19 protein-coding genes are annotated in these 21506 nt (G+C 60.2%); 17 read left to right on the forward strand and 2 right to left on the reverse strand.

Features of this window, described 5'->3' with window-relative positions:
- The first annotated feature begins 48 nt into the window (after window positions 1-48).
- The 4 genes from PspS49_RS15450 (at window position 49) to PspS49_RS15465 (ending at window position 4926) form a co-directional block, all read left to right on the forward strand.
- A complete protein-coding gene (locus tag PspS49_RS15450; protein WP_160040162.1) occupies window positions 49-1137 on the forward strand; it encodes a polyamine ABC transporter substrate-binding protein in 1089 nt (362 codons plus the stop codon).
- On the forward strand, window positions 1134-2444 hold the full coding sequence (locus PspS49_RS15455; protein ID WP_160040164.1) for an FAD-binding oxidoreductase: 1311 nt from the start codon (window positions 1134-1136) through the stop codon (window positions 2442-2444). Before PspS49_RS15450 ends, PspS49_RS15455 begins: the two co-directional genes overlap by 4 nt.
- A gap of 255 nt (window positions 2445-2699) precedes the next feature.
- The gene (locus tag PspS49_RS15460) at window positions 2700-4355 is read left to right on the forward strand and encodes an MlaD family protein (protein ID WP_127927760.1); all 1656 of its coding nucleotides are present in this window, start codon (window positions 2700-2702) and stop codon (window positions 4353-4355) included.
- A gap of 16 nt (window positions 4356-4371) precedes the next feature.
- Window positions 4372-4926 (forward strand): PqiC family protein, encoded by a 555-nt coding sequence (locus PspS49_RS15465; RefSeq protein WP_127927762.1) that lies wholly within the window; start codon window positions 4372-4374, stop codon window positions 4924-4926.
- A gap of 5 nt (window positions 4927-4931) precedes the next feature.
- On the opposite strand, the gene PspS49_RS15470 is transcribed toward PspS49_RS15465, so the two are convergent.
- On the reverse strand, window positions 4932-5777 hold the full coding sequence (locus tag PspS49_RS15470) for a tyrosine-type recombinase/integrase (protein ID WP_238786356.1): 846 nt from the start codon (window positions 5775-5777) through the stop codon (window positions 4932-4934).
- A 447-nt stretch (window positions 5778-6224) separates the two neighbouring features.
- Here PspS49_RS15470 and arnB point away from each other — a divergent pair, with 447 nt between their 5' ends.
- The 13 genes from arnB to PspS49_RS15535 all read left to right on the forward strand — a co-directional run bounded on the left by arnB (window position 6225) and on the right by PspS49_RS15535 (window position 20375).
- Window positions 6225-7373: a UDP-4-amino-4-deoxy-L-arabinose aminotransferase gene (arnB, locus tag PspS49_RS15475; RefSeq protein WP_127927764.1), complete on the forward strand. Its 1149-nt coding sequence runs from the start codon at window positions 6225-6227 to the stop codon at window positions 7371-7373.
- On the forward strand, window positions 7370-8386 hold the full coding sequence (arnC, locus tag PspS49_RS15480; protein ID WP_127927766.1) for an undecaprenyl-phosphate 4-deoxy-4-formamido-L-arabinose transferase: 1017 nt from the start codon (window positions 7370-7372) through the stop codon (window positions 8384-8386). Before arnB ends, arnC begins: the two co-directional genes overlap by 4 nt.
- The gene (gene arnA / locus PspS49_RS15485; protein WP_160040166.1) at window positions 8383-10374 is read left to right on the forward strand and encodes a bifunctional UDP-4-amino-4-deoxy-L-arabinose formyltransferase/UDP-glucuronic acid oxidase ArnA; all 1992 of its coding nucleotides are present in this window, start codon (window positions 8383-8385) and stop codon (window positions 10372-10374) included. The genes arnC and arnA overlap by 4 nt, the downstream gene beginning before the upstream one ends.
- Complete coding sequence (gene arnD, locus PspS49_RS15490) at window positions 10374-11258, forward strand: 4-deoxy-4-formamido-L-arabinose-phosphoundecaprenol deformylase (RefSeq protein ID WP_160040168.1); 885 nt, start codon at window positions 10374-10376, stop codon at window positions 11256-11258. Before arnA ends, arnD begins: the two co-directional genes overlap by 1 nt.
- Window positions 11255-12907 (forward strand): lipid IV(A) 4-amino-4-deoxy-L-arabinosyltransferase, encoded by a 1653-nt coding sequence (arnT, locus tag PspS49_RS15495; RefSeq protein ID WP_160040170.1) that lies wholly within the window; start codon window positions 11255-11257, stop codon window positions 12905-12907. Before arnD ends, arnT begins: the two co-directional genes overlap by 4 nt.
- A complete protein-coding gene (arnE, locus tag PspS49_RS15500) occupies window positions 12904-13248 on the forward strand; it encodes a 4-amino-4-deoxy-L-arabinose-phosphoundecaprenol flippase subunit ArnE (protein ID WP_160040172.1) in 345 nt (114 codons plus the stop codon). Before arnT ends, arnE begins: the two co-directional genes overlap by 4 nt.
- Window positions 13245-13649: a 4-amino-4-deoxy-L-arabinose-phosphoundecaprenol flippase subunit ArnF gene (gene arnF / locus PspS49_RS15505; RefSeq protein ID WP_160040174.1), complete on the forward strand. Its 405-nt coding sequence runs from the start codon at window positions 13245-13247 to the stop codon at window positions 13647-13649. Before arnE ends, arnF begins: the two co-directional genes overlap by 4 nt.
- Complete coding sequence (locus PspS49_RS15510; RefSeq protein WP_160040185.1) at window positions 13646-15025, forward strand: UDP-glucose/GDP-mannose dehydrogenase family protein; 1380 nt, start codon at window positions 13646-13648, stop codon at window positions 15023-15025. Before arnF ends, PspS49_RS15510 begins: the two co-directional genes overlap by 4 nt.
- A gap of 114 nt (window positions 15026-15139) precedes the next feature.
- Entirely contained in the window at window positions 15140-15652 is a 513-nt protein-coding gene (locus PspS49_RS15515) for a GNAT family N-acetyltransferase (RefSeq protein WP_160040187.1), read from the forward strand.
- A gap of 200 nt (window positions 15653-15852) precedes the next feature.
- A complete protein-coding gene (locus PspS49_RS15520; protein ID WP_160040189.1) occupies window positions 15853-17031 on the forward strand; it encodes an MFS transporter in 1179 nt (392 codons plus the stop codon).
- Between the two features lie 157 nt (window positions 17032-17188).
- On the forward strand, window positions 17189-17875 hold the full coding sequence (locus PspS49_RS15525; protein WP_160040191.1) for an HPP family protein: 687 nt from the start codon (window positions 17189-17191) through the stop codon (window positions 17873-17875).
- 238 nt (window positions 17876-18113) lie between these two features.
- Complete coding sequence (locus tag PspS49_RS15530) at window positions 18114-19220, forward strand: enoyl-CoA hydratase/isomerase family protein (RefSeq protein ID WP_160040193.1); 1107 nt, start codon at window positions 18114-18116, stop codon at window positions 19218-19220.
- A gap of 3 nt (window positions 19221-19223) precedes the next feature.
- Complete coding sequence (locus tag PspS49_RS15535; protein WP_150751349.1) at window positions 19224-20375, forward strand: acyl-CoA dehydrogenase family protein; 1152 nt, start codon at window positions 19224-19226, stop codon at window positions 20373-20375.
- Between the two features lie 341 nt (window positions 20376-20716).
- Here the strand turns inward: PspS49_RS15535 and PspS49_RS15540 are convergent, their stop codons facing one another.
- A complete protein-coding gene (locus tag PspS49_RS15540; RefSeq protein WP_160040195.1) occupies window positions 20717-21490 on the reverse strand; it encodes an enoyl-CoA hydratase in 774 nt (257 codons plus the stop codon).
- Window positions 21491-21506 lie beyond the last annotated feature (16 nt).

A 21506-nucleotide genomic window follows, 5' to 3' on the forward strand; every position in this document is an offset into this window, starting at 1 on the left:
AAACAGCAAAGAACCACCTGAAAAATCCAAAAAATTAGAGGTGTAGATATGCGTCTGTTGAAAACCATGGTTCCCGCCGCTCTGGCCCTGATGTGCAGCATCGGAGCCCAAGCCCAGCCACAAGTCAGCGTCTACAACTGGACCGACTACATCGGCGAAACCACCCTCGCCGACTTCCAGAGCCAAAGCGGGATCAAGGTGATCTACGACGTTTTCGATTCCAACGAAACCCTCGAAGGCAAACTGCTCGCCGGTCGCACCGGGTATGACGTGGTGGTGCCGTCCAACCACTTCCTCGCCCGTCAGGTGAAGGCCGGCGCGTTCCTCAAACTTGATCGCTCGCAGTTGCCGAACTTCAAGAACCTCGACCCGAAACTGCTCGAACTGCTGGAGAAAAACGACCCGGGCAACGAGCACTCGGTGCCGTACCTGTGGGGCACTAACGGCATCGGTTACAACGTCGACAAGGTCAAGCAGGTGCTGGGCATCGATCACATTGATTCGTGGGCCGTGCTGTTCGAGCCTGAGAACCTGAAAAAACTCAGCCAGTGCGGCGTGTCGATGATGGACTCCGCTGACGAGGTGTTCCCTGCCGTGCTCAACTACATGGGCATGGACCCGCGCAGCGAAAATCCGGAAGACTTCAAAAAGGCCGAAGCCAAACTGCTGAGCATTCGTCCTTACATTACCTATTTCCATTCTTCGAAATACGTGTCCGACCTGGCCAACGGTGATATTTGCGTAGCCTTCGGTTATTCCGGCGACGTGTTCCAGGCCGCCAACCGCGCCAAGGAAGCCAAGAACGGCGTGAACATCGCTTACGCCATTCCGAAAGAAGGCGCCAACCTCTGGTTCGACCTGCTGGCCATCCCGGCCGACGCCAGCAACACCAAAGAAGCCCATGCCTTCATTAATTACCTGCTCGATCCGCAAGTGATCGCCAAGGTCAGCGCTTCGGTCGGTTACGCCAACCCGAACCCGGCCGCCAAGCAATACATGGATCCGGAGCTGGTCAACAATCCAGAGGTTTACCCACCTCAAGCAGTCCTCGACAAACTCTATATTTCTACCACCCCGCCCCAAGCGATCATGCGTCTGATGACCCGTTCCTGGAGCAAAGTGAAGTCGAACAAATGAATCAGTACACCCAGGAACACGCCCGCTCCTATTACGCCGCTTCGGCGCGGGCGACCACATCTTATCCAGTACTGGACGGTGACCTGACGGCCGATGTCTGCGTGATCGGCGCCGGGTTCACCGGCGTCAACACCGCCATCGAGCTGGCTCAGCGTGGATTGTCAGTGGTGTTGATCGAAGCCCGGCGCATCGGTTGGGGCGCCAGCGGGCGCAATGGCGGCCAGTTGATTCGCGGGATCGGTCATGACGTCACCGGGTTCGCCAAGTATGTCGGTCAGGAAGGCGTGCGTTATTTGCAGCGTGCCGGTATCGATTCGGTGGAACTGGTGCGTCAGCGCATCGGCGACAACGGCGACAACGGCATCGAGTGTGATCTGCGCTGGGGCTTCTGCGATCTGGCCAACACCCCGGCGCAATTCGACGCCTTCAAGGATGAATTGGTCGATCTCGCCGAACTCGGCTATGCCCACGAAACCCGCCTGATCGGCCCGGAGCAGATCCGCCAGCAAGTGGTCAACTCCGACATTTATGCCGGTGGGCTGGTGGACATGGGTTCCGGCCACTTGCACCCGCTGGATCTGGTGCAAGGCGAAGCGCGACTTGCAGCATCGTTGGGCGTAAGGATTTTCGAGCAGAGTGAAGTGCTGGAAATCATCCATGGCCCGACCGTGCAGGTGCGTTGCGCAACCGGCACCGTGCGCGCTGGCAGTCTGGTGCTCGGCTGCAATGCGCATCTGGACGACCTCGAACAACAACTCAGTGGAAAGGTGCTGCCGGCCGGCAGCTACATCATCGCCACCGAACCGTTGTCTGAGGCGCGCGCCGCGCAACTGATCCCGCACAATCTGGCGGTGTGCGACCAGAAAGTCGGCCTCGATTACTACCGGCTCTCGGCGGACCGGCGCTTGTTGTTCGGCGGTGCCTGCCACTATTCCGGCCGCGATCCGGCGGACATCGCCGCTTATATGAGACCGAAGATGCTCAAAGTCTTCCCGCAACTGGCGGACGTGCGCATCGATTACCAGTGGGGCGGCAAGATCGGCATCACCGCCAACCGCTTCCCGCAGGTCGGCCGGCTCAAGCAGCACCCGAACGTGTTCTACGCGCAGGGCTATTCCGGTCACGGCCTGAACGTCACGCACTGGTGCGCGAAACTGCTCGGCGAGGCAATTCATGCCGGTCACAGTCAGGGCATGGACGTGTTCAGCGGCGTGCCGCACATGACCTTCCCCGGCGGCCCGGCCCTGCGCTCGCCACTGCTGGCACTGGGCATGTTCTGGTATCGCCTGCGGGAAATGCTCGGCTGACAGCACAAGCAGCGCTGTCGCGATCTGATCGTTCCCGGCTTTGATCGTTCCCACGCTCTGCGTGGGAATGCCTCAAGGGACGCTCTGCGTCCAGTGACGCGGAGCGTCACGGGCTGCATTCCCACGCAGAGCGTGGGAACGATCATCAAGCACAGGTGAGCTATACACATTTGCTCTATCGCCAAGCACTTCTATATTGATGAGGTGCTTTTGCGTTCCTGACGCTCAGTGCCCAATCAATCGAGGAGGACATGGATGAAGTCGTCAGCCACCGACGAGCCGCGAGCACCAGGCCAAGCCCCAGTCAAAACCCGCCGTTTCGGCATTTCGCTCGTCTGGATCGTGCCGATCGTGGCGGTGCTCGTGGGCATCTCGCTGGTGGTGCACAACGTGATGCAGGAAGGGCCGACGATCATCGTCAACTTCAAGACCGGCAGCGGCCTGACGGCGAACAAGACCGAGGTCAAATACCGCAACGTGGTCATCGGTCAGGTCACGGACGTCGAGTTGAGTGGCGACCAGAAAAGCGTCGACGCCACCATCAAACTGTCCAAACAGGCGGAAACCTTCACGCGCGAAGATTCACAGTTCTGGGTGGTGCGCCCGCGCATTGGCGCCGGCGGCGTCTCGGGCATCGACACCCTGCTTTCCGGTGACTACATCGGCGCCGACGTCGGCCAGTCCGATAGCCGCGCAAAGAACTTCAAGGGTCTGGAAAATCCTCCGCCGATCACCTATGGCGAACCCGGCAAGCGCTTCATGCTGCATGCGCCGGATCTCGGTTCACTGGACATCGGTTCACCGGTTTATTACCGCAAGATTCCGGTCGGCCAGGTCGTCACTTACGCCCTTAACCCGGAAGGCAAAGGGGTCGATATCGAGGTGTTCATTCACGCGCCGAACGACGCGTTCGTCACCGAAAACACCCGTTTCTGGAATGCCAGCGGCATCGACATCAATGTCGGTGCCAACGGCTTTGCCGTGAAGACCGAATCGCTGTCAACCATGCTGGTGGGCGGCATTGCGTTCCGTGCTCCGGATTACAGTCCCAACGATGTGGCCGCCGCCGACGACAAGGATTTCGAACTGTTCGCCGACCAGCAGAGCGCCCTCGCCCCGCCGAACGGCAAGGCGCAATACATGGTGCTGCGTTTCGAGCAGTCACTGCGCGGACTCAAGGTCGATGCGCCGGTCGAGTTCCTCGGTATGGAAATCGGCCGGGTCGTGGGCATCAACCTGGATTTCGATGCGAAAAAACGCACCTTCCCGCTGAACGTCGGCATCGTCATTTACCCGCAGCGTCTCGGTCAGGCCTACAAAAAGATGCTCACCGAATTCAAGCACGACCCCAACGACGAAGCGGCCGGCATCCGCCTGCTGGGCACCTTCGTCGATAATGGCCTGCGTGCTCAGGCGCGCAGTGGCAACCTGCTGACCGGCCAGTTGTACGTGGCACTGGACTTCTTCCCGAAAGCGGAGAAAGTCGCGTTCGACCCGAGCGCTCGCCCGGTCGTTCTACCGACCGTTCCGGGAAGCCTCGAACAGCTGCAGGAGAAACTCGAAGCCGTGGTCGACAAGCTCAACAAGCTGCCGGTCGATCGCATCGCCAACAACCTCGACAGCAATCTGATCGAGCTGCGCAAAGGCCTGACCCAGTTCAACGCCAAGACCCTGCCGGGCGTGCAGAGCACCCTCGCCGACGTCAGCAAGACCTTGCAGTCCGCCAGCTCGACCCTGGCCGAAGATTCGCCGCAACGCGAGAAACTCACCGAGACCCTCGACGAACTCGGACGCATGTCGCGTTCGCTGCGTGAGCTGTCGGATTACTTGGGCCGGCATCCGGAATCGCTGATTCGTGGTCGCCCCGATAACGCCGCGCCTATAGACCTGAAAGGCCCGCCACGCAACTGAGCACAGGAGCTGAACCATGGCTGTACCGCTGAAAATCACCGTGCTCGCTGCGTTCATGCTGCTTGGCGCCTGCCGCAGCGACCCGATCAGCTTCCACACCCTGACGCCGGTACAGATCGCCAACACCCGGACCGGCGCGCAGATTCCGATTGAAGCGCTGAGCGTGCCGCCGCAGGTCGACCGTGCGCAAATCGTTATCCGCCAGGGCAACAGCGGCCTGGCGATTCTGGAAACCGATTGGTGGGGGGCGACACTGGCGGATGAGTTGCGCGGTGCGTTGGCCGATCAATTGAGCAATACCAGTGGGCAAGGCAATGTTTCGGTGCGCATCGAAGTGCAACGCTTCGACTCGATCCCCGGTCAGTACGGCCTGATCGACGCCAAATGGCGCTTGCGTCCTGTCGGCGCCACTGACAATGGCTCGCTGACCTGCCGTTCGACCCTGCAAACACCGTCCGGCCCGACCATCGATGATCTGGTGGGCGCCCAGCAGCACAACGTCAAACGGCTGGCCGATCAGATCAGTCGGGCGGCAACCGGCAACGCGCGCACCTGCCCTTCCCCGTCCTGACAGGCCTACAGATCGAAGCGATCCACCGCACGCCGCCGCTCGTTGTCATCACGCACATCGTAGTTGGCGGTGGTCTGGATGTTGCTGTGGTGCGCGAGCTTCTGCGCGATCGACAGATCATGTTCCTCGATGACCCGCGTAATAAACGAGCGGCGGAAGTCGTGAGGCATGATCTTCACCCCGACCTGGGTGCCACGCTGGCGGGCGATGTAATAGATCGCGTGTTTGGTGATGCGCTCGCGGGTGATGTGGCTGCCGCGACGGATACGATTGAACAGAAAGGCATCGTCGCTCTCGCCTTCCTTGAGTTGCGAGCGGCGCAACTCCAGCCACGCATCGAGTTTGGCGAATGCCCAGGCCGGCGCGTACTTGATCAGTTGTTTGTTGCCCTTACCGGTGACGGTCAGGCTGCGCTCAGTGAAGTCGACCTGATTCAAATCCAGGTCCACCGACTCCGATTTACGCATGCCGGTGCCGTACAACAGCGCAATCACTGCCGCGTCGCGCAGGCCTTGTGGGCGTGGATCGGCGGAGCAAACTTCCATCAGTTCGTGAATCAAGGTGCGCTTCAAGTTGCGGCCCTGAGATAACCGCGTGCCGGCAATGCCTTTGACCGAACGCATCTTTAAAAGATGATCCTGACTGATCAGACTCATGCGCCAGGCTTCATTCATCACCCCGCGCACGGCATTCACATACAGCGACGAGGTATTCGGCGCATAACCGTCGGCGCGCAACGCGGCGACCAGCGCCACGACGTCTTCCGGTTGCAGCCCGTGCCAGGGGATTTCTTCGATATCCACGTCTTCGAAACCCAGGCGGTCCGCAGCATCCTGCAAGACATAGCGCATGGTCAGTTGGCTGGAAGGCGCCAGTCGCGCCAGATAAAGCGTCAGCGGATTAGTGTTGGACGGGGTGGATTCAGTACTCGACAAGTCAATCAAACGAAACGGCCTTGAATAGAAAACAGTTCAACAAAACAACTTAAAAGTGCAAACAAACTTATATAAAGAGCGACTCTTCCGTAAGACTTTTCGACTAAAACAGCCGATGAACGGAAGAAGTCTGAACGGTGGCTGTATGGCTTACAGATAGACGAATCGCCGACCGTTTTTTCATGTTCCTTTGACAAAAACGCGCATAACCTTAGTTACAACAGGTTGCCCCGAAAGGCCTGCAACCCTGCCGGCCGCGGACTGGAAAGTCAATCAGGTATTCCCCGACCGGTAACTCAACCCTTTGAAATTCCGTGTTTTTCAGACAATCGGCTGAAGGATGGCTGTCGCCCCGAGGTTCTTATGAGTCAAGCGTTTCTGCCGTTTTCCCGGCCGAGTATCGGCGAAGAAGAAATAGCCGCCGTCGAACAAGTATTACGTTCGGGCTGGATTACTACCGGCCCTAAAAACCAGGCACTGGAAGAACAGTTCGCACACTATGTCGGTTGCAAACACGCCGTGGCACTTTCCTCGGCCACCGGTGGCATGCACATCACCTTGTTGGCTTTGGGCATCGGCCCGGGCGACGAAGTCATCACCCCGTCGCAGACCTGGGTGTCGACGGCCAACATGATCTCGCTGCTCGGCGCCACACCGGTATTCGTCGACGTTGACCGCGACACCCTGATGACCGACGCCGCGCGCATCGAAGCGGCAATCACCCCACGCACCAAAGCAATCATCCCGGTGCATTACGCCGGCGCCGCGTTTGATCTCGATCCGCTGTACGCGTTGGCCGACAAACACGGCATCGCCGTCATCGAAGACGCCGCCCACGCAGCCGGTACCCGTTACAAGGGCCGCCACGTCGGCTCGCAGGGCACAGCGATTTTTTCCTTCCACGCGATCAAGAACATGACCTGTGCCGAAGGCGCGATGTTCGTCACCGACGACGAAGCCTTGGCCAGCCGCGTGCGCATGCTCAAATTCCACGGTCTGGGCGTTGATGCCTACGATCGCCTGACCGGTGGCCGCAAGCCGCAGGCCCAGGTGATGGAACCGGGATTCAAATACAACCTCGCCGACATCAACGCCGCGATTGCGTTGGTGCAGCTTGAGCGTCTGGACGCGATCAACGCCCGTCGCTCTGAATTGGCCGCCGCCTACCGGCAAAAACTCGAAGGCCTGCCGGTGCAACCGCTGGCCCTGCCCGCCTACGCGCAGACCCACGCCTGGCACCTGTTCATCCTGCGCATCGACAGCGAGCGCTGCGGCATGGACCGCGAAGCCTTTATGAAAGGTTTGCAGGACCAAGGCATCGGCACCGGTATCCATTTCATCGCCACCCACCTGCACACCTGGTATCGCCAGCGTGACCCCGACCTCTACCTGCCCGACACCGAATGGAACTCGGCGCGGCTGTGTTCGATTCCGCTGTTCCCCGACATGAGCGATCAGGACCTTGATCGCGTGGTCGGCGCCATCGCCACCCTTATGGACAAACGCCCGTGAAAACCTATCCGATCCGCTGTGTGTCGATCGTCATCCCGGTCTACAACGAACAGGACAGCCTGCCGGAACTGCTGCGCCGTACCGAAGCTGCCTGCCGGATGCTGCGTCACGACTATGAAATCGTCCTCGTTGACGACGGCAGCCGTGACGATTCCGCCCACCTTCTGGAAGAAGCCGCGAGCCGTGAAGACAGCCCGTTCGTGGCGGTCATCCTCAACCGCAACTACGGCCAGCACGCAGCAATCATGGCCGGTTTCGAACAATGCAAAGGCGATGTGGTGATCACCCTCGACGCCGACCTGCAGAACCCGCCGGAAGAAATCCCCCGGCTGGTCGCCGAAGCGGAAAAGGGTTACGACGTCGTCGGCACCGTGCGCGGCAACCGCCAGGATTCGGCCCTGCGCCGCTATCCGTCGAAGCTGATCAACCTCGCCGTGCAGCGTTCCACCGGCGTCGCCATGAGCGACTACGGCTGCATGCTCCGCGCCTACCGCCGAACGATCATCGACGCGATGCTCGCCTGCCGTGAACGCAGCACCTTCATTCCGATTCTGGCCAACAGCTTCGCCCGTCACACCACCGAGATTGTCGTCGCCCACGCCGAGCGCGAACACGGCGATTCGAAGTACAGCCCGATGCGTTTGATCAATCTGATGTTCGACCTGATCACCTGCATGACCACCACGCCTCTGCGCTTGCTGAGCATTGTCGGCTTCGCCATGGCCGGCCTCGGCGTGCTGTTTGCCGCCGCACTGATCGTGTTGCGCCTGGTGTTCGGTGCCGGCTGGGCCGGTGACGGCATGTTCGTGCTGTTCGCGGTGTTGTTCGTGTTCACCGGTGGCCAGTTCATCGGCATGGGCCTGCTCGGCGAATACCTGGGGCGCATGTACAGCGACGTGCGCGCCCGCCCGCGTTTCTTCGTGGAAAAAGTCTTGCGCGGCCAACCCGCCATGCCGCCGCGCGCCATCACCGTCGACGGTCTCTCCTCCTCCAATGATCAGGTTCTCTCATGAGCGCAAAAACGGTTGTCTTCGCTTATCACGATATCGGCTGCGCCGGCATTCAAGCCCTGCTGGACAGCGGCTATGACATCGCGGCGGTGTTCACTCACGCCGATGACCCGAAAGAGAACGCCTTCTACGCCTCGGTCGCGCAATTGTGCGCCCGTAAAGGCATTCCGGTGCACGCCCCGGAAGACGTCAACCACCCGCTGTGGATCGAGCGGATCGCCAAACTCAATCCGGACTACGTGTTCTCCTTCTACTACCGCCACCTGCTGAGCGAATCGTTGCTGGCCACCGCAAAAAAAGGCGCGTTCAACCTGCACGGTTCTCTGTTGCCGAGCTACCGTGGCCGCGCCCCGGCCAACTGGGTGCTGGTTAACGGTGAAACCGAAACCGGCGTCACCCTGCACCGCATGGTCAAACGTGCCGATGCCGGCGCCATTGTTGCCCAGCAGCGCGTGGCCATCGAGCGCAGCGACACCGCGTTGAGCCTGCACGGCAAGCTGCGCATCGCCGCGACGGATCTGCTGCGCGACACTTTGCCAGCCATGCTGCAAGGCAAGATCAGCGAAACCGCGCAGGACGAATCGAAGGCCACAGTATTCGGTCGTCGCACGGCGGCGGACGGCAAACTGCTCTGGGCCAAACCCGCCGAGCAATTGTTCAACCTGGTGCGTGCGGTGACTCAACCGTATCCGGGCGCTTTCTGCGCCGTGGGCGAGCACAAACTCATCGTCTGGAGCGCCGAAGTCGTCAAAGGCAACGACGGTCAGGCGCCGGGCCGGGTGATCAGTGTCGATCCACTGCGCATTGCCTGCGGTGAAGATTCGCTGGTGATCCTCTCCGGCCAGCGCAATGACAGCGGCCTGTTCCTCAGCGGCCCGCAACTGGCCAGTGAACTCGGTCTGGTCGACGGCTCGCTGCTGCGCGGTGCCGAGTCCGGCCGTGGGCCACGCCGCACGCGGGTGCTGATCCTCGGTGTCAACGGTTTTATCGGCAATCACTTGTCCGAACGCCTGCTGCGTGATGACCGCTATGAAGTCTATGGCCTGGACATCGGTTCCGACGCCATCGACCGTCTGCGCAGCCATCCGCACTTCCACTATGTCGAAGGCGACATCAGCATTCACTCCGAGTGGATCGAGTACCACATCAAGAAGTGCGACGTGGTCCTGCCGCTGGTGGCCATCGCCACACCGATCGAATACACCCGCAACCCGCTGCGCGTGTTCGAACTCGACTTCGAAGAAAACCTGAAACTGGTGCGCTACTGCGTCAAGTACAACAAGCGCGTGATCTTCCCGTCGACCTCGGAAGTCTATGGCATGTGCCAGGACAAGCACTTCGACGAAGACACTTCGAACCTGGTGGTCGGCCCGATCAACAAGCAGCGCTGGATCTACTCGGTGTCCAAACAACTGCTGGATCGGGTGATCTGGGCCTATGGCGCCAAGGGTCTGAATTTCACCCTGTTCCGTCCGTTCAACTGGATGGGCCCGCGCCTTGATCGCCTGGATTCGGCGCGCATCGGCAGCTCCCGCGCCATCACTCAGTTGATTCTTAATCTGGTCGAAGGCACGCCGATTCGCCTGTTCGACGGCGGCGAGCAAAAACGCTGCTTCACCGACATCGCCGACGGCGTCGAAGCCTTGGCGCGGATCATCGATAACGATGGCGACGTCTGCAACGGTCAGATCATCAACATCGGCAACCCGGACAACGAGGCCAGTATTCGTCAGTTGGGCGAAGAGTTGCTGCGTCAGTTCGAAGCGCATCCGCTGCGCAACAACTTCCCGCCATTCGCCGGTTTCCGCGACGTGGAAAGCAAAGCGTTCTACGGCGCCGGTTACCAGGACGTCGAGCACCGCAAGCCAAGCATCGCCAACGCCAAACGTCTGCTCGACTGGACGCCGACCGTGGAAATGCGCGAGACCATTGGCAATACGCTGGATTTCTTCTTGCGTGAAGCCATGCTCGAAATCGCGGACAAGCGTTGATGCAGGCCGGTCTACGCATCGACGTCGACACCTTTCGCGGCACCCGTGAAGGGGTGCCGCGTTTGCTGGAAATGCTCGACGAGGCGCAGATCAAGGCGACGTTTTTCTTCAGTGTCGGCCCCGACAACATGGGCCGGCATCTGTGGCGCCTGATCCGCCCGCAGTTCCTCTGGAAGATGCTCCGCTCCAATGCGGCCGGCCTGTACGGCTGGGACATTTTGCTGGCCGGTACGGCGTGGCCGGGCAAACCGATTGGCCGCGAACTCGGGCACCTGATGCGTCAGGCCCGGGATGCCGGTCATGAAGTGGGTTTGCATGCCTGGGATCACCACGGCTGGCAGGCCAATGCCGGGCGCTGGAGCAATGCGCAACTGATCGAGCAGATCCGTCAGGGCGTCGACACTTTGAGCGACATTCTCGGCGAGAAAGTCGAGTGCTCGGCCGCCGCCGGCTGGCGTGCCGACGAGCGCGTGATCGAGGCCAAGCAAGCCTTCGACTTTCGCTACAACAGCGATTGCCGAGGCAATCGCCTGTTTCGTCCGCTGCTGGCCGACGGCACGCCGGGCACGCCACAGATTCCAGTGGATCTGCCAACTTTCGACGAAGTCGTCGGCCCCATCGTTGCCGCGCGGGATTACAACGCGTTCCTCCTCGATCACTTTCGCCCGCAACAGCTCAACGTCTACACCATTCATGCCGAGGTAGAAGGGATTCTGATGGCCGAGGATTTTCGTCAATTACTGGCCGCTGCACGTCAGCGCAACATCGATTTCAAACCGCTGGGCGATTTGCTGCCCGAGTTTTTCAACACCTTGCCCGTGGGTCGCGTGCAACGCGGCGCCCTCGACGGCCGTGAAGGCTGGCTGGGAGTGCAAGGCGCATGACTAGACGCTGGACGCTGCCACTGTTGTTGCTGGGCATTTGTCTGCTGGCCTATCTGCTGCCGCTGGGCACGCACGGCTTGTGGATTCCCGACGAAACCCGTTACGCGCAGATCAGTCAGGACATGCTGCTCAGTGGCAACCGGGTGTCGCCGCACTTCATGAGCCTGCGTTATTTCGAGAAGCCGATTGCCGGTTACTGGATGATCGCACTGGGTCAGCAATTGTTCGGGCAAAACCTGTTCGGCGTGCGCTTCGCTTCAGCGCTGAGCACCGGCCTGAGCGTGCTGCTGTGCTATCTGGTCGCCCGACGTTTATGGAACGAGCCGCGCAAAAGCTTCGTCTGCGCCCTGCTCTACATGAGTTTCACGATTGTTGCCGGTCAGGCTGGGTACGCCAACCTCGATCCGCAATTCACCTTCTGGGTCAACCTCAGCCTGGTGGCGCTGTGGTTTGCCGTCGACAGTCAAACCGGCGGCAAGCGCATGGCGGCCTGGGCGGTATTGGGGTTGGCGTGTGGCATGGGCTTCATGACCAAGGGATTCCTCGCCTGGCTGCTGCCGGTGTTGATCGCCCTGCCGTGGATGCTCTGGCAAAAACGCTGGCGTGAACTGCTGATGTTCGGCCCGGTGGCGATTGCCGTGGCGATCCTGATCAGCCTGCCGTGGGTGCTCTCGGTGCATGCGCAGGAGCCGGACTACTGGCGATTCTTCTTCTGGCACGAACACATCCGCCGCTTTGCCGGGGACGATGCGCAGCATGATGCGCCGTGGTGGTTTTATCTGCCGCTGCTGGTGGCGTTCAGTCTGCCGTGGGCGGGATTGCTGCCGACGGCGTTCAAGCAAGCCTGGCAAAGCCGCGCTCAGCCCAAAGTCGTATTCCTGCTGCTGTGGCTGCTGATGCCGCTGCTGTTTTTCAGCCTGAGCAACGGCAAGCTGCCGACCTACATCCTGCCGTGCCTGCTGCCGATGGCGTTGCTGCTCGGTCATGCGCTGGCCGATCGTTTGCGTCTGGAGCAAGGTCGGGCGCTGAGCATCAATGGTCTGCTCAATCTGTTGCTGGGCGTCGCCACGCTGATTGCGCTGGTGTACCTGCAACTGAGCAAACCGGTCTACGACCACGAACTGCACAGCATGGTGCTGGTGTTTATCGCGCTGATCGGCTGGATCATCGCCAACCTGCTGCAAGCCTTTCTGCCGCTGCAATGCTGGGCAGCACCGGCGCTCGGCAGCCTGCTGCTGATCGCGGTGCTCCCGGCGGCACTGCCCAAATCGGTGGTCGCCAACAAGATGCCCGATCAATTCATCAAGCATCACGTCACTGAACTGGCGCAGACCGCCCATCTACTGAGCAACGACCTCGGCGCTGCTTCAGCGCTGGCCTGGCGCCTGAAAACCCCGCAAGTCGCGTTGTACAACACGATAGGCGAATTGAAATATGGCCTTGCCTATCCTGACGGCATTCAACAGCGGGTCGATCCCGATCACGTGCAACAGTGGATGCGCGAGGCACGCCGCAGCGGTGCGGTCGGCGTGGTGATGCGCGTCAAGGGGCAGGACGAACTGGACGAAATCGACAGATTGCCAAAGGACGGCGTCCGTTATGAGCAGGGCAACCTGGTGATCATGATCCTGCCCAAGGAGGCGTCATGAGCCTGTTGCTGTTGTTGGCTGCGTGCCTGCTGACCTGCCTGGGCCAAGTGGCGCAGAAATACGCCGTGGAGAGCTGGCGCGGGGGCGATTCTTCGCTGATTGGCAAACTGCGCTCGCCGTGGTTATGGCTGGCCCTGTTCGCCCTCGGTTCCGGTCTGTTGGTCTGGCTGTTGGTGTTGCAGCGGCTGGAAGTCGGCATCGCCTATCCGATGCTCAGCCTCAACTTCGTGCTGATCACCCTGATCGCGCGCTTCGTCTTCCGTGAGCCGATCGACCGCCAGCATTGGCTCGGCGTCGCGTTGGTAATCGGTGGTGTGGTTTTGCTGGGGCAGCAGTCATGAACCCGCGTCGCGGCGTCATTTTCGCGCTGGGCAGCGTGTTGCTGGTCAGCGCGGCGCAATTGGCGATGCGCTGGAGCATGACGCGCCTGCCCGTGCCGAAACAATGGCTGGCCTTCGACAGCCTCGACCGGTTTGCGCTGGCCGTGGTCGTCGCGGCGATTTTTGCCTACGCGCTGTCGATGCTCTGCTGGCTCGCCGCCCTGCGCGATCTGCCGCTGGGCCGGGCTTATTCGCTGCTGAGCATCAGCTATGCGCTGGTTTATCTGCTGGCGGCCAGTCTGCCGCTGTTCAACGAATCCTTCAGTTTCACTCAATCACTGGGCGTGGCGCTGGTCATGCTCGGGGTCATCACCATCAACACGCGTCCGGCTCGTGCGCCCGAATTCAGGAGTGCTCCATGAAAATCACAGTATTTGGCAGCGGTTACGTCGGTCTGGTGCAAGCGGCTGTGTTGGCCGAAGTCGGCCATGATGTCGTGTGCATGGACGTCGACCAGAAGAAGGTCGAGCTGTTGCGCCAGGGTCACGTGAGCATTTTTGAACCGGGACTGGCCAGCCTGGTGCGCGAAGGGCTGGACTCGAAACGCCTGCAATTCACCACCGATGAAAAGCTCGCCGTGCAGCACGCGCGGGTGGCGTTTATTGCCGTGGGTACGCCGTCGCGTGAGGACGGTTCGGCCGATCTGCGTTACGTGCTTTCGGTCGGTGACGCGATTGCCCGGCATCGTGAGCAGCCATTGATCATCGTGGAGAAATCCACGGTGCCGGTGGGTACTGGCGACACCCTGCGCACGCACATTGAAAAAGCCTTGATCAAGGTCGGCCGCCTGCTGCAGTTCGATATCGTCTCCAACCCGGAATTTCTCAAGGAAGGCTCAGCGGTTGCCGATTGCCGCCGTCCGGACCGTATCGTTATCGGTTGCGAAGGCGATGAAGTGCGCGACGTGATGCGTGATCTGTACTCGCCGTTCAACCGCAACCATGACCGCATCATGTTCATGGACCTGCGCAGCGCCGAGCTGACCAAGTACGCCGCCAACTGCATGCTGGCGACCAAGATCAGCTTCATCAACCAGATCGCCGAACTCGCCGAACACCTCGGTGCCGACATCGAATCGGTGCGCCAGGGCATCGGTGCCGATACGCGCATCGGTTACCACTTCATCTACCCGGGCTGCGGTTATGGCGGCTCGTGCTTCCCGAAAGACATGCGCGCGTTGATCCACAGCGCCGAAGAAGCGCATTGCTCCAGCGACTTGCTGCAAGCGGTCGAGGCGATCAACCAGCGGCAGAAACACAAATTGTTCGAGCGCATCAACGCGTTCTACAAGGGTGATTTGCGCGGCAAGACCTTCGCCCTGTGGGGCCTGGCGTTTAAACCGAATACCGACGACATGCGTGACGCGCCGAGCCGGGTCCTGCTGGAAGAACTCTGGGCCGCCGGTGCCAGTGTGCGCGCCTTCGACCCGGAAGCCATGCAGGAAACCCAGAACCTCTACCCGGACGAATCGAAACTGATGCTGATGGGTACGCCGGAATCGGTACTGCCCGGGGCCGATGCGCTGATCATCTGCACCGAGTGGCAGCAGTTCAAAGCCCCGGATTTCGACTTGATCAAACAGCGCCTCAACACGCCGGTGATCTTCGACGGGCGCAACCTGTACGACGCCGAGCGTCTGGCGCGCAACGGCTTCCAGTACTTCCCGATGGGCCGTGGCGAATCGCGTAAGTTGCCGATCCCGCTGCAGCAGTGGCCGCACGCGTCCGACGTCGCTTGATGACGCCATCACTCTGTACACCGCCCCCCTTGTAGGCGCTGCCGAAGGCTGCGATCTTTTGATCTTGTTTCTTGAAATCCAGATCAACAGATCGCAACCGGCGGCAGCTCCTACATGAACATGATCATTCGCCTCGCAAGGCCCGCTGACGCGGTGGCCCTCCCTGCCATCGAACGCTCGGCTGCCGAGCTGTTCCGTCTTGACCCGCAATTGGCCTGGCTGGCGGATGCCGAGGTGGCGGAGGTTGCGCAACATGTGCGTGCTATCGAGGAGGCGAATATGTGGGTCGCCGAAAGTACCGGACTGGCAGGGTTTCTCCGCGCAGTCGAAATCGACCAGCACCTGCACATTGAAGAGTTGTCTGTCAGTCAGGCCTTTCAGGGCCAGGGCATCGGTCGACGGCTGGTTTCGGCGGCGATTGAACAAGCGCGCGCGTTGCGGTTGAACGCAGTGACATTGACCACGTTTCGCGACCTGCCGTGGAATGCGCCGTTTTATCAGCGCATGGGGTTTGTCGAGTTGACGTCCGCACCTACCGCTGGCTATTTGCACGACGCCGTACAGGCCGAAATCGCACTGGGTTTTCCCGCGAACCGCCGCTGCGCCATGCACCTGCCCCTGATTTGAACGCAACGAAAATCCCCTGTGGGAGCGAGCCTGCTCGCGAAGGCGCAGTGTCAGTCAACATTGATGTATCTGACACAACGCATTCGCGAGCAGGCTCGCTCCCACAGGGGATGGTGTTATGGCAGCTTGACCGTTGGTGATTGCCCGGTAAGGATGGCGTACGCCCGCCAGGCATTCTCAAATAAGGACATTGACCCTTCGTGGCCACCTACTCGCGCCTCATCCGCCGGTTGATGATCAGCTCGCTGACCGTCGTTATCAGCCGCGCCCTGATCAGCCCGCTACTGACGCTGTTCCTCAGCAACAAGCTCGGCCTCAACCCGCAAGACGTCGGTCTGCTGCTGGGCATTGCGGTGTTCAGCGCCACGCTGTTGTCGTTGTACGGGGGTTACATCATCGATCGGCTCGACAAACGCCAGTTGCTGATCCTGACCATGCTCTCCAGCGGTATCGGTCTGATCCTGCTGACCTTCGCGCAGAATCTGTATCTGGTCACCCTGGTGCTGATCATCAGCGAAACGGCATCGGCGCTGTTCCTCATCTGCTCCAAAGCCATCCTCAGTGAAAACCTGCCAGTCGGCCAACGGGTCAAGGCGTTTTCCCTCAACTACACATTGACCAACATCGGCTATGCCGTCGGCCCGATGATCGGCGTGGTGATTGCCGGGGTGCAGCCCTCTGCACCCTTTATCGTGGCCGGTGCGATTGCCATCGGCAGCATCTTTCTGCTGCTCGGCGCCGGCCGGGAAGCCAGCCCGATTGCTCCAGTCGCCGCAGCGCCGAGTTTTCTGAAAACCCTGATCATCCTGAAAAACGACCGCACGATGATCCTGTTTACCCTGGGCTGCCTGCTCAGCACGCTGGTGCACGGACGTTTCACCCTGTACCTGTCGCAATACCTGCTGGTCACCCACACCCAACAACAGACGCTGGACACCATGGCCGCCCTGCTCGCCTGCAACGCAATCACGGTGATCCTGTTGCAGTACCAGATCGGCCGCTTGCTCAGCCGTGAACACCTGCGTCACTGGATAGCCGGCGGCACCGCGTTGTTCATCGTCGGGCTGATCGGCTTCAGTCTCGCCGACAGCCTGATCGGTTGGTGCGTGGCGATGTTCATCTTTACCTTGGGCGAGATGATCATTTACCCGGCCGACTTTCTGTTCGTTGACACATTGGCCCCGGAAGACCTGCGCGGCAGCTATTACGGCGCGCAGAATCTGGCGGCGCTGGGTGGTGCGGCCAGCCCAGTCATGTGCGGATTTCTGCTGATGCACACACCGGCGCCGAGCATGTTCTATGCCTTGAGCGCACTGGCGGCGGTGGGCGGCTATTTGTGTTTCGTCAGTGGCCGTCGCGTCGCTTCAATTCAAAATTAATGCACTAAATGTGCATTAATATGAATTTGTCAGCATCGATTTTGATCGGCACACTGTGCGGGTTCCTCCCCCAATGTTGGAACGCTTCGAGGGCTTTCCGGATATGCCGGACAAGTCCTTTTTTTTGCCTCGAATTTGCTGCAAGGATCGGATTCACATGCTCGCTCGCTGGTTGCCTGCCGCCATCAATACCCGTCCCACCGAATGGAGTCGCGCCGCCATCGGCATGGCCTTGGGCACGTTGTTCAGTGTGTGGCTGTGCGCGCAGGTGTTCGGCCATGAAGTCGCCTATCACTTGATCGGGCCATTGGGCGCATCGGCGGTGTTGCTGTTCGCCGTGTCATCCGGTGCCCTCGCCCAGCCCTGGTCGATTCTCGGCGGCTACTTGTGTGCCGGCGTCGTTGCGTTGCTGGTGGCCCATGTCCTCGGCCGCACGCTCGGCAGCGCTTGTCTGGCGGCGGGCATGGCGCTGATTCTGATGTGCTGGCTGCGTTGCCTGCATCCGCCCGCTGGCGCCTTGGCGCTGACGCTGGTTCTGGCCGATCCTGCAACCATCGCCATGGACTGGAAAGCCATGGAACCGGTGATGCTTGGCGCAGCGTGCATGCTGCTCAGTGCCTTGGCCTACAACAACCTGACCCGCATCCGTTATCCGAAACGTCCGGCGGAACCGGCACCGGTGCTGACACCGGTCGACAGTCAGGCGATCACCGCCGAAGACCTCAAACTCGCTTTGGCCGACATGGAAGCCTTCATCGACATAACCCCTGAAGACCTCGAACAACTGATCCACGCCAGCGAACTGCACGCCAAACGTCGCAGCATTACCCAAACCTTCCGCTGACTCCGTGTAGGAGCTGCCGAAGGCTGCGATCTTTTGATTTTGTTATTTAAGGTCAAGATCAAAAGATCGCAGCCTGCGGCAGCTCCTACATGAGCCCGCGTACATTTTCGACCAAGGTAAAAACGCAAACTCCCCCTGCGAATATCCCGGTTGTACACGGCAAATTTGCACTGTTACGATCCAGTAACGCTCGCGCGCGAGCTTTTCGAATAAAGACAATAAAAGCAGGGAGTTACTGATGACAGCTCAGGCTTCATCCCCGCGGACTCAGTCCATGGACGCCACGCAGAACGAAGTGCTGGCCGAGGTTCGCAACCATATCGGTCACCTGACCCTCAACCGCCCCGCCGGTCTCAACGCCATTACCCTCGACATGGTGCGCTTGCTGCAACAGCAACTCGATGCCTGGGCGACTGACGCCAATGTGCATGCGGTGGTTCTACGCGGTGCCGGTGAAAAAGCCTTCTGCGCCGGTGGCGACATTCGTTCCCTGTACGACAGTTTCAAGAGCGGCGATACGCTGCACGAAGATTTCTTCGTCGAGGAATATGCCCTCGACCTGACGATTCATCACTACCGCAAACCGGTGCTGGCGCTGATGGACGGATTTGTCCTCGGCGGCGGCATGGGCCTGGTGCAAGGCGCCGATCTGCGCGTGGTCACCGAGAAGAGCCGACTGGCGATGCCGGAAGTGGCCATCGGTTATTTCCCCGATGTCGGTGGCAGCTATTTCCTGCCGCGCATTCCCGGTGAGCTGGGGATTTACCTGGGCGTCAGCGGCGTGCAGATCCGTGCCGCCGATGCGCTGTATTGCGGCCTCGCCGATTGGTATCTGGACAGCAGCAAACTGGCGCTGCTCGACGAAAAACTCGATCAGATGGAATGGCAGGACACGCCGCTCAAGGCGCTGCAGAATCTATTGGCCAAACACGCCGTGCAGACCTTGCCTGACGCTCCGCTAGAAACCTTGCGCCCGGCCATTGACCACTTTTTCGCGCTGCCGGATGTGCCGAGCATGGTCGAGCAACTGCGCGCGGTGACCGTCGCCGACAGCCACGAATGGGCGACCACCACGGCAGACTTGCTGGAAACCCGTTCGCCGCTGGCGATGGCAGTGACCCTGGAAATGCTCCGTCGCGGCCGTCACTTGAGTCTGGAACACTGTTTCGCTCTCGAACTGCACCTGGATCGCCAGTGGTTCGCGCGCGGCGACCTGATCGAAGGCGTACGCGCCCTGCTGATCGATAAAGACAAGACACCGCGCTGGAACCCGCCGACCCTCGATGCGCTGAACGCTACGCATGTCGCGAGTTTCTTCCACGGTTTTGATGAGAGCGGGAGCTGAGCCATGCACGATCTCGAACTGACTGAAGAACAAGTGATGATCCGCGACATGGCCCGGGACTTTGCCCGTGGCGAAATCGCACCCCATGCGCAGGCCTGGGAAAAGGCTGGCTGGATTGACGACGCGCTCGTCGCGAAGATGGGCGAATTGGGTTTGCTCGGCATGGTCGTCCCCGAAGAATGGGGCGGCACCTACGTCGATTACGTCGCTTATGCGTTGGCGGTGGAAGAGATTTCCGCCGGTGATGGCGCGACCGGCGCATTCATGAGCATCCACAACTCGGTCGGCTGCGGCCCGGTGCTCAACTACGGCAGCGAAGCACAGAAACAGACCTGGCTGGCGGATCTGGCCAGCGGCAAAACCATCGGCTGCTTCTGCCTGACCGAACCGCAGGCCGGCTCCGAAGCGCATAACCTGCGCACCCGCGCCGAACTGCGTGACGGCCAGTGGGTGATCAACGGCGCCAAGCAATTTGTCAGCAACGGCAAACGGGCGAAGCTGGCGATCGTGTTTGCGGTGACTGATCCGGATCTGGGCAAGAAAGGCATTTCGGCGTTTCTGGTGCCAACCGATACCGCCGGTTTTATCGTTGATCGCACCGAACACAAAATGGGCATCCGCGCCTCCGATACCTGCGCGGTGACGCTGAGTAATTGCAGCATTCCTGAGACCAATCTGCTCGGTGAGCGTGGTAAAGGTCTGGCGATTGCCCTGTCCAACCTTGAAGGCGGACGCATCGGCATCGCGGCGCAGGCTTTGGGTATCGCGCGCGCGGCATTTGAAGCGGCGCTGGTGTATTCGCGCGATCGCATCCAGTTCGGCAAACCGATCAACGAACACCAGAGCATTGCCAATTTGCTGGCCGATATGCACATGCAGATCAACGCGGCGCGGCTGATGATCCTGCATGCGGCGCGTCTGCGTACGGCGGGCAAACCTTGCTTGTCCGAGGCTTCGCAGGCCAAGTTGTTTGCTTCGGAAATGGCCGAGAAAGTATGTTCCTCGGCGATTCAGATTCATGGCGGGTATGGTTATCTGGAGGATTATCCGGTCGAGAAGTATTACCGCGATGCGCGGATTACCCAGATCTATGAAGGCTCGAGCGAGATTCAGCGGATGGTCATTGCGCGGGAGCTGAAGAACTATCAGTTGTAATGGTGTTGGCCCCTTTCCCTCACCCCAGCCCTCTCCCCGAGGGAGAGGGGGCCGACCGAGGTGTCTGGCGTCATACATCGACCTGAAAGATTGAGTCGATTATGGATTTAATAAAGCACCTTCAGGTCGACGTACCTCCCAAGCATCCCCCAATCAGTCCCCTCTCCCTCTGGGAGAGGGTTAGGGTGAGGGGTTTTTGATTTTGATGTATATCAAACCTTAAAAGCTTCGCGAGCAGGCTCGCTCCCACAGAGATCTCCAGCGAACACAGATTGTGTGAACGCCGAGAACCTCATGTGGGAGCGAGCCTGCTCGCGAAGGCGTCAGCTCAGGCACCACATTTATTTGCCTTGGAATGCAGCCTCACGCTTGGCAATAAACGCCGCCATCCCCTCCTTCTGATCCTGCGTCGCAAACGCCGCATGGAACACCCGGCGCTCGAAGCGCACGCCCTCAGTCAGGTTCACTTCAAAGGCACGATTCACACTTTCTTTGACCATCATCGCAATCGGCAGCGACTTGCTGGCGATCACCGCCGCTACCCTCAGCGCTTCGTCGAGCAACTCATCACTCGGCACAATGCGCGCAACGATACCGCAACGCTCAGCCTCCACCGCATCGATCAAGCGCCCGCTCAGGCACATCTCCATGGCTTTCGCTTTGCCGACGGCGCGCGTCAGGCGCTGGGTGCCACCCATACCCGGCAACACCCCGAGGTTGATTTCCGGTTGGCCAAACTTCGCGTTATCACCGGCCAGAATAAAGTCGCACATCAACGCCAACTCACAGCCACCACCGAGGGCGAAACCGTTGACCGCTGCAATGATCGGCTTACGCCGGTTAGCCACGCGATCGCTGTCGCTGAACAGGTCGTCCATGTAGATCTGCGGGTAGGTCAGTTCGGCCATTTCCTTGATGTCGGCACCGGCGGCAAAGGCCTTTTTCGAACCGGTGAGGACGATGCAACCGATGTTCGCATCCGCTTCCAGCGCATCAAGGGCCTGGTTCACTTCGCTGACCAGTTGCGCATTCAGCGCATTCAGCGCCTGCAGGCGGTTGAGGGTGATCAGGCCAACGCGGCCGTGGGTTTCGAGCAGAATGGTTTCGTACGTCATGAATAAAAATTCCTTC

Source organism: Pseudomonas sp. S49 (assembly GCF_009866785.1).
Taxonomy (GTDB): Bacteria; Pseudomonadota; Gammaproteobacteria; order Pseudomonadales; family Pseudomonadaceae; genus Aquipseudomonas.

Bases quoted from the DNA above. Each gene is read 5' to 3' on its own strand.
- PspS49_RS15535 (WP_150751349.1), top strand. From the start codon at position 19,224: ATGCACGATCTCGAACTGACTGAAGAACAAGTGATGATCCGCGACATG.
- PspS49_RS15460 (WP_127927760.1), top strand. From the start codon at position 2,700: ATGAAGTCGTCAGCCACCGACGAGCCGCGAGCACCAGGCCAAGCCCCA.
- PspS49_RS15450 (WP_160040162.1), top strand. From the start codon at position 49: ATGCGTCTGTTGAAAACCATGGTTCCCGCCGCTCTGGCCCTGATGTGC.
- arnD (WP_160040168.1), top strand. From the start codon at position 10,374: ATGCAGGCCGGTCTACGCATCGACGTCGACACCTTTCGCGGCACCCGT.
- PspS49_RS15525 (WP_160040191.1), top strand. From the start codon at position 17,189: ATGCTCGCTCGCTGGTTGCCTGCCGCCATCAATACCCGTCCCACCGAA.
- PspS49_RS15470 (WP_238786356.1), bottom strand. From the start codon at position 5,777: ATGCGCTATGTCTTGCAGGATGCTGCGGACCGCCTGGGTTTCGAAGAC.
- arnF (WP_160040174.1), top strand. From the start codon at position 13,245: ATGAACCCGCGTCGCGGCGTCATTTTCGCGCTGGGCAGCGTGTTGCTG.
- PspS49_RS15510 (WP_160040185.1), top strand. From the start codon at position 13,646: ATGAAAATCACAGTATTTGGCAGCGGTTACGTCGGTCTGGTGCAAGCG.
- arnA (WP_160040166.1), top strand. From the start codon at position 8,383: ATGAGCGCAAAAACGGTTGTCTTCGCTTATCACGATATCGGCTGCGCC.
- PspS49_RS15455 (WP_160040164.1), top strand. From the start codon at position 1,134: ATGAATCAGTACACCCAGGAACACGCCCGCTCCTATTACGCCGCTTCG.
- PspS49_RS15515 (WP_160040187.1), top strand. From the start codon at position 15,140: ATGAACATGATCATTCGCCTCGCAAGGCCCGCTGACGCGGTGGCCCTC.
- PspS49_RS15540 (WP_160040195.1), bottom strand. From the start codon at position 21,490: ATGACGTACGAAACCATTCTGCTCGAAACCCACGGCCGCGTTGGCCTG.
- arnE (WP_160040172.1), top strand. From the start codon at position 12,904: ATGAGCCTGTTGCTGTTGTTGGCTGCGTGCCTGCTGACCTGCCTGGGC.
- PspS49_RS15465 (WP_127927762.1), top strand. From the start codon at position 4,372: ATGGCTGTACCGCTGAAAATCACCGTGCTCGCTGCGTTCATGCTGCTT.
- arnT (WP_160040170.1), top strand. From the start codon at position 11,255: ATGACTAGACGCTGGACGCTGCCACTGTTGTTGCTGGGCATTTGTCTG.
- PspS49_RS15530 (WP_160040193.1), top strand. From the start codon at position 18,114: ATGACAGCTCAGGCTTCATCCCCGCGGACTCAGTCCATGGACGCCACG.
- arnB (WP_127927764.1), top strand. From the start codon at position 6,225: ATGAGTCAAGCGTTTCTGCCGTTTTCCCGGCCGAGTATCGGCGAAGAA.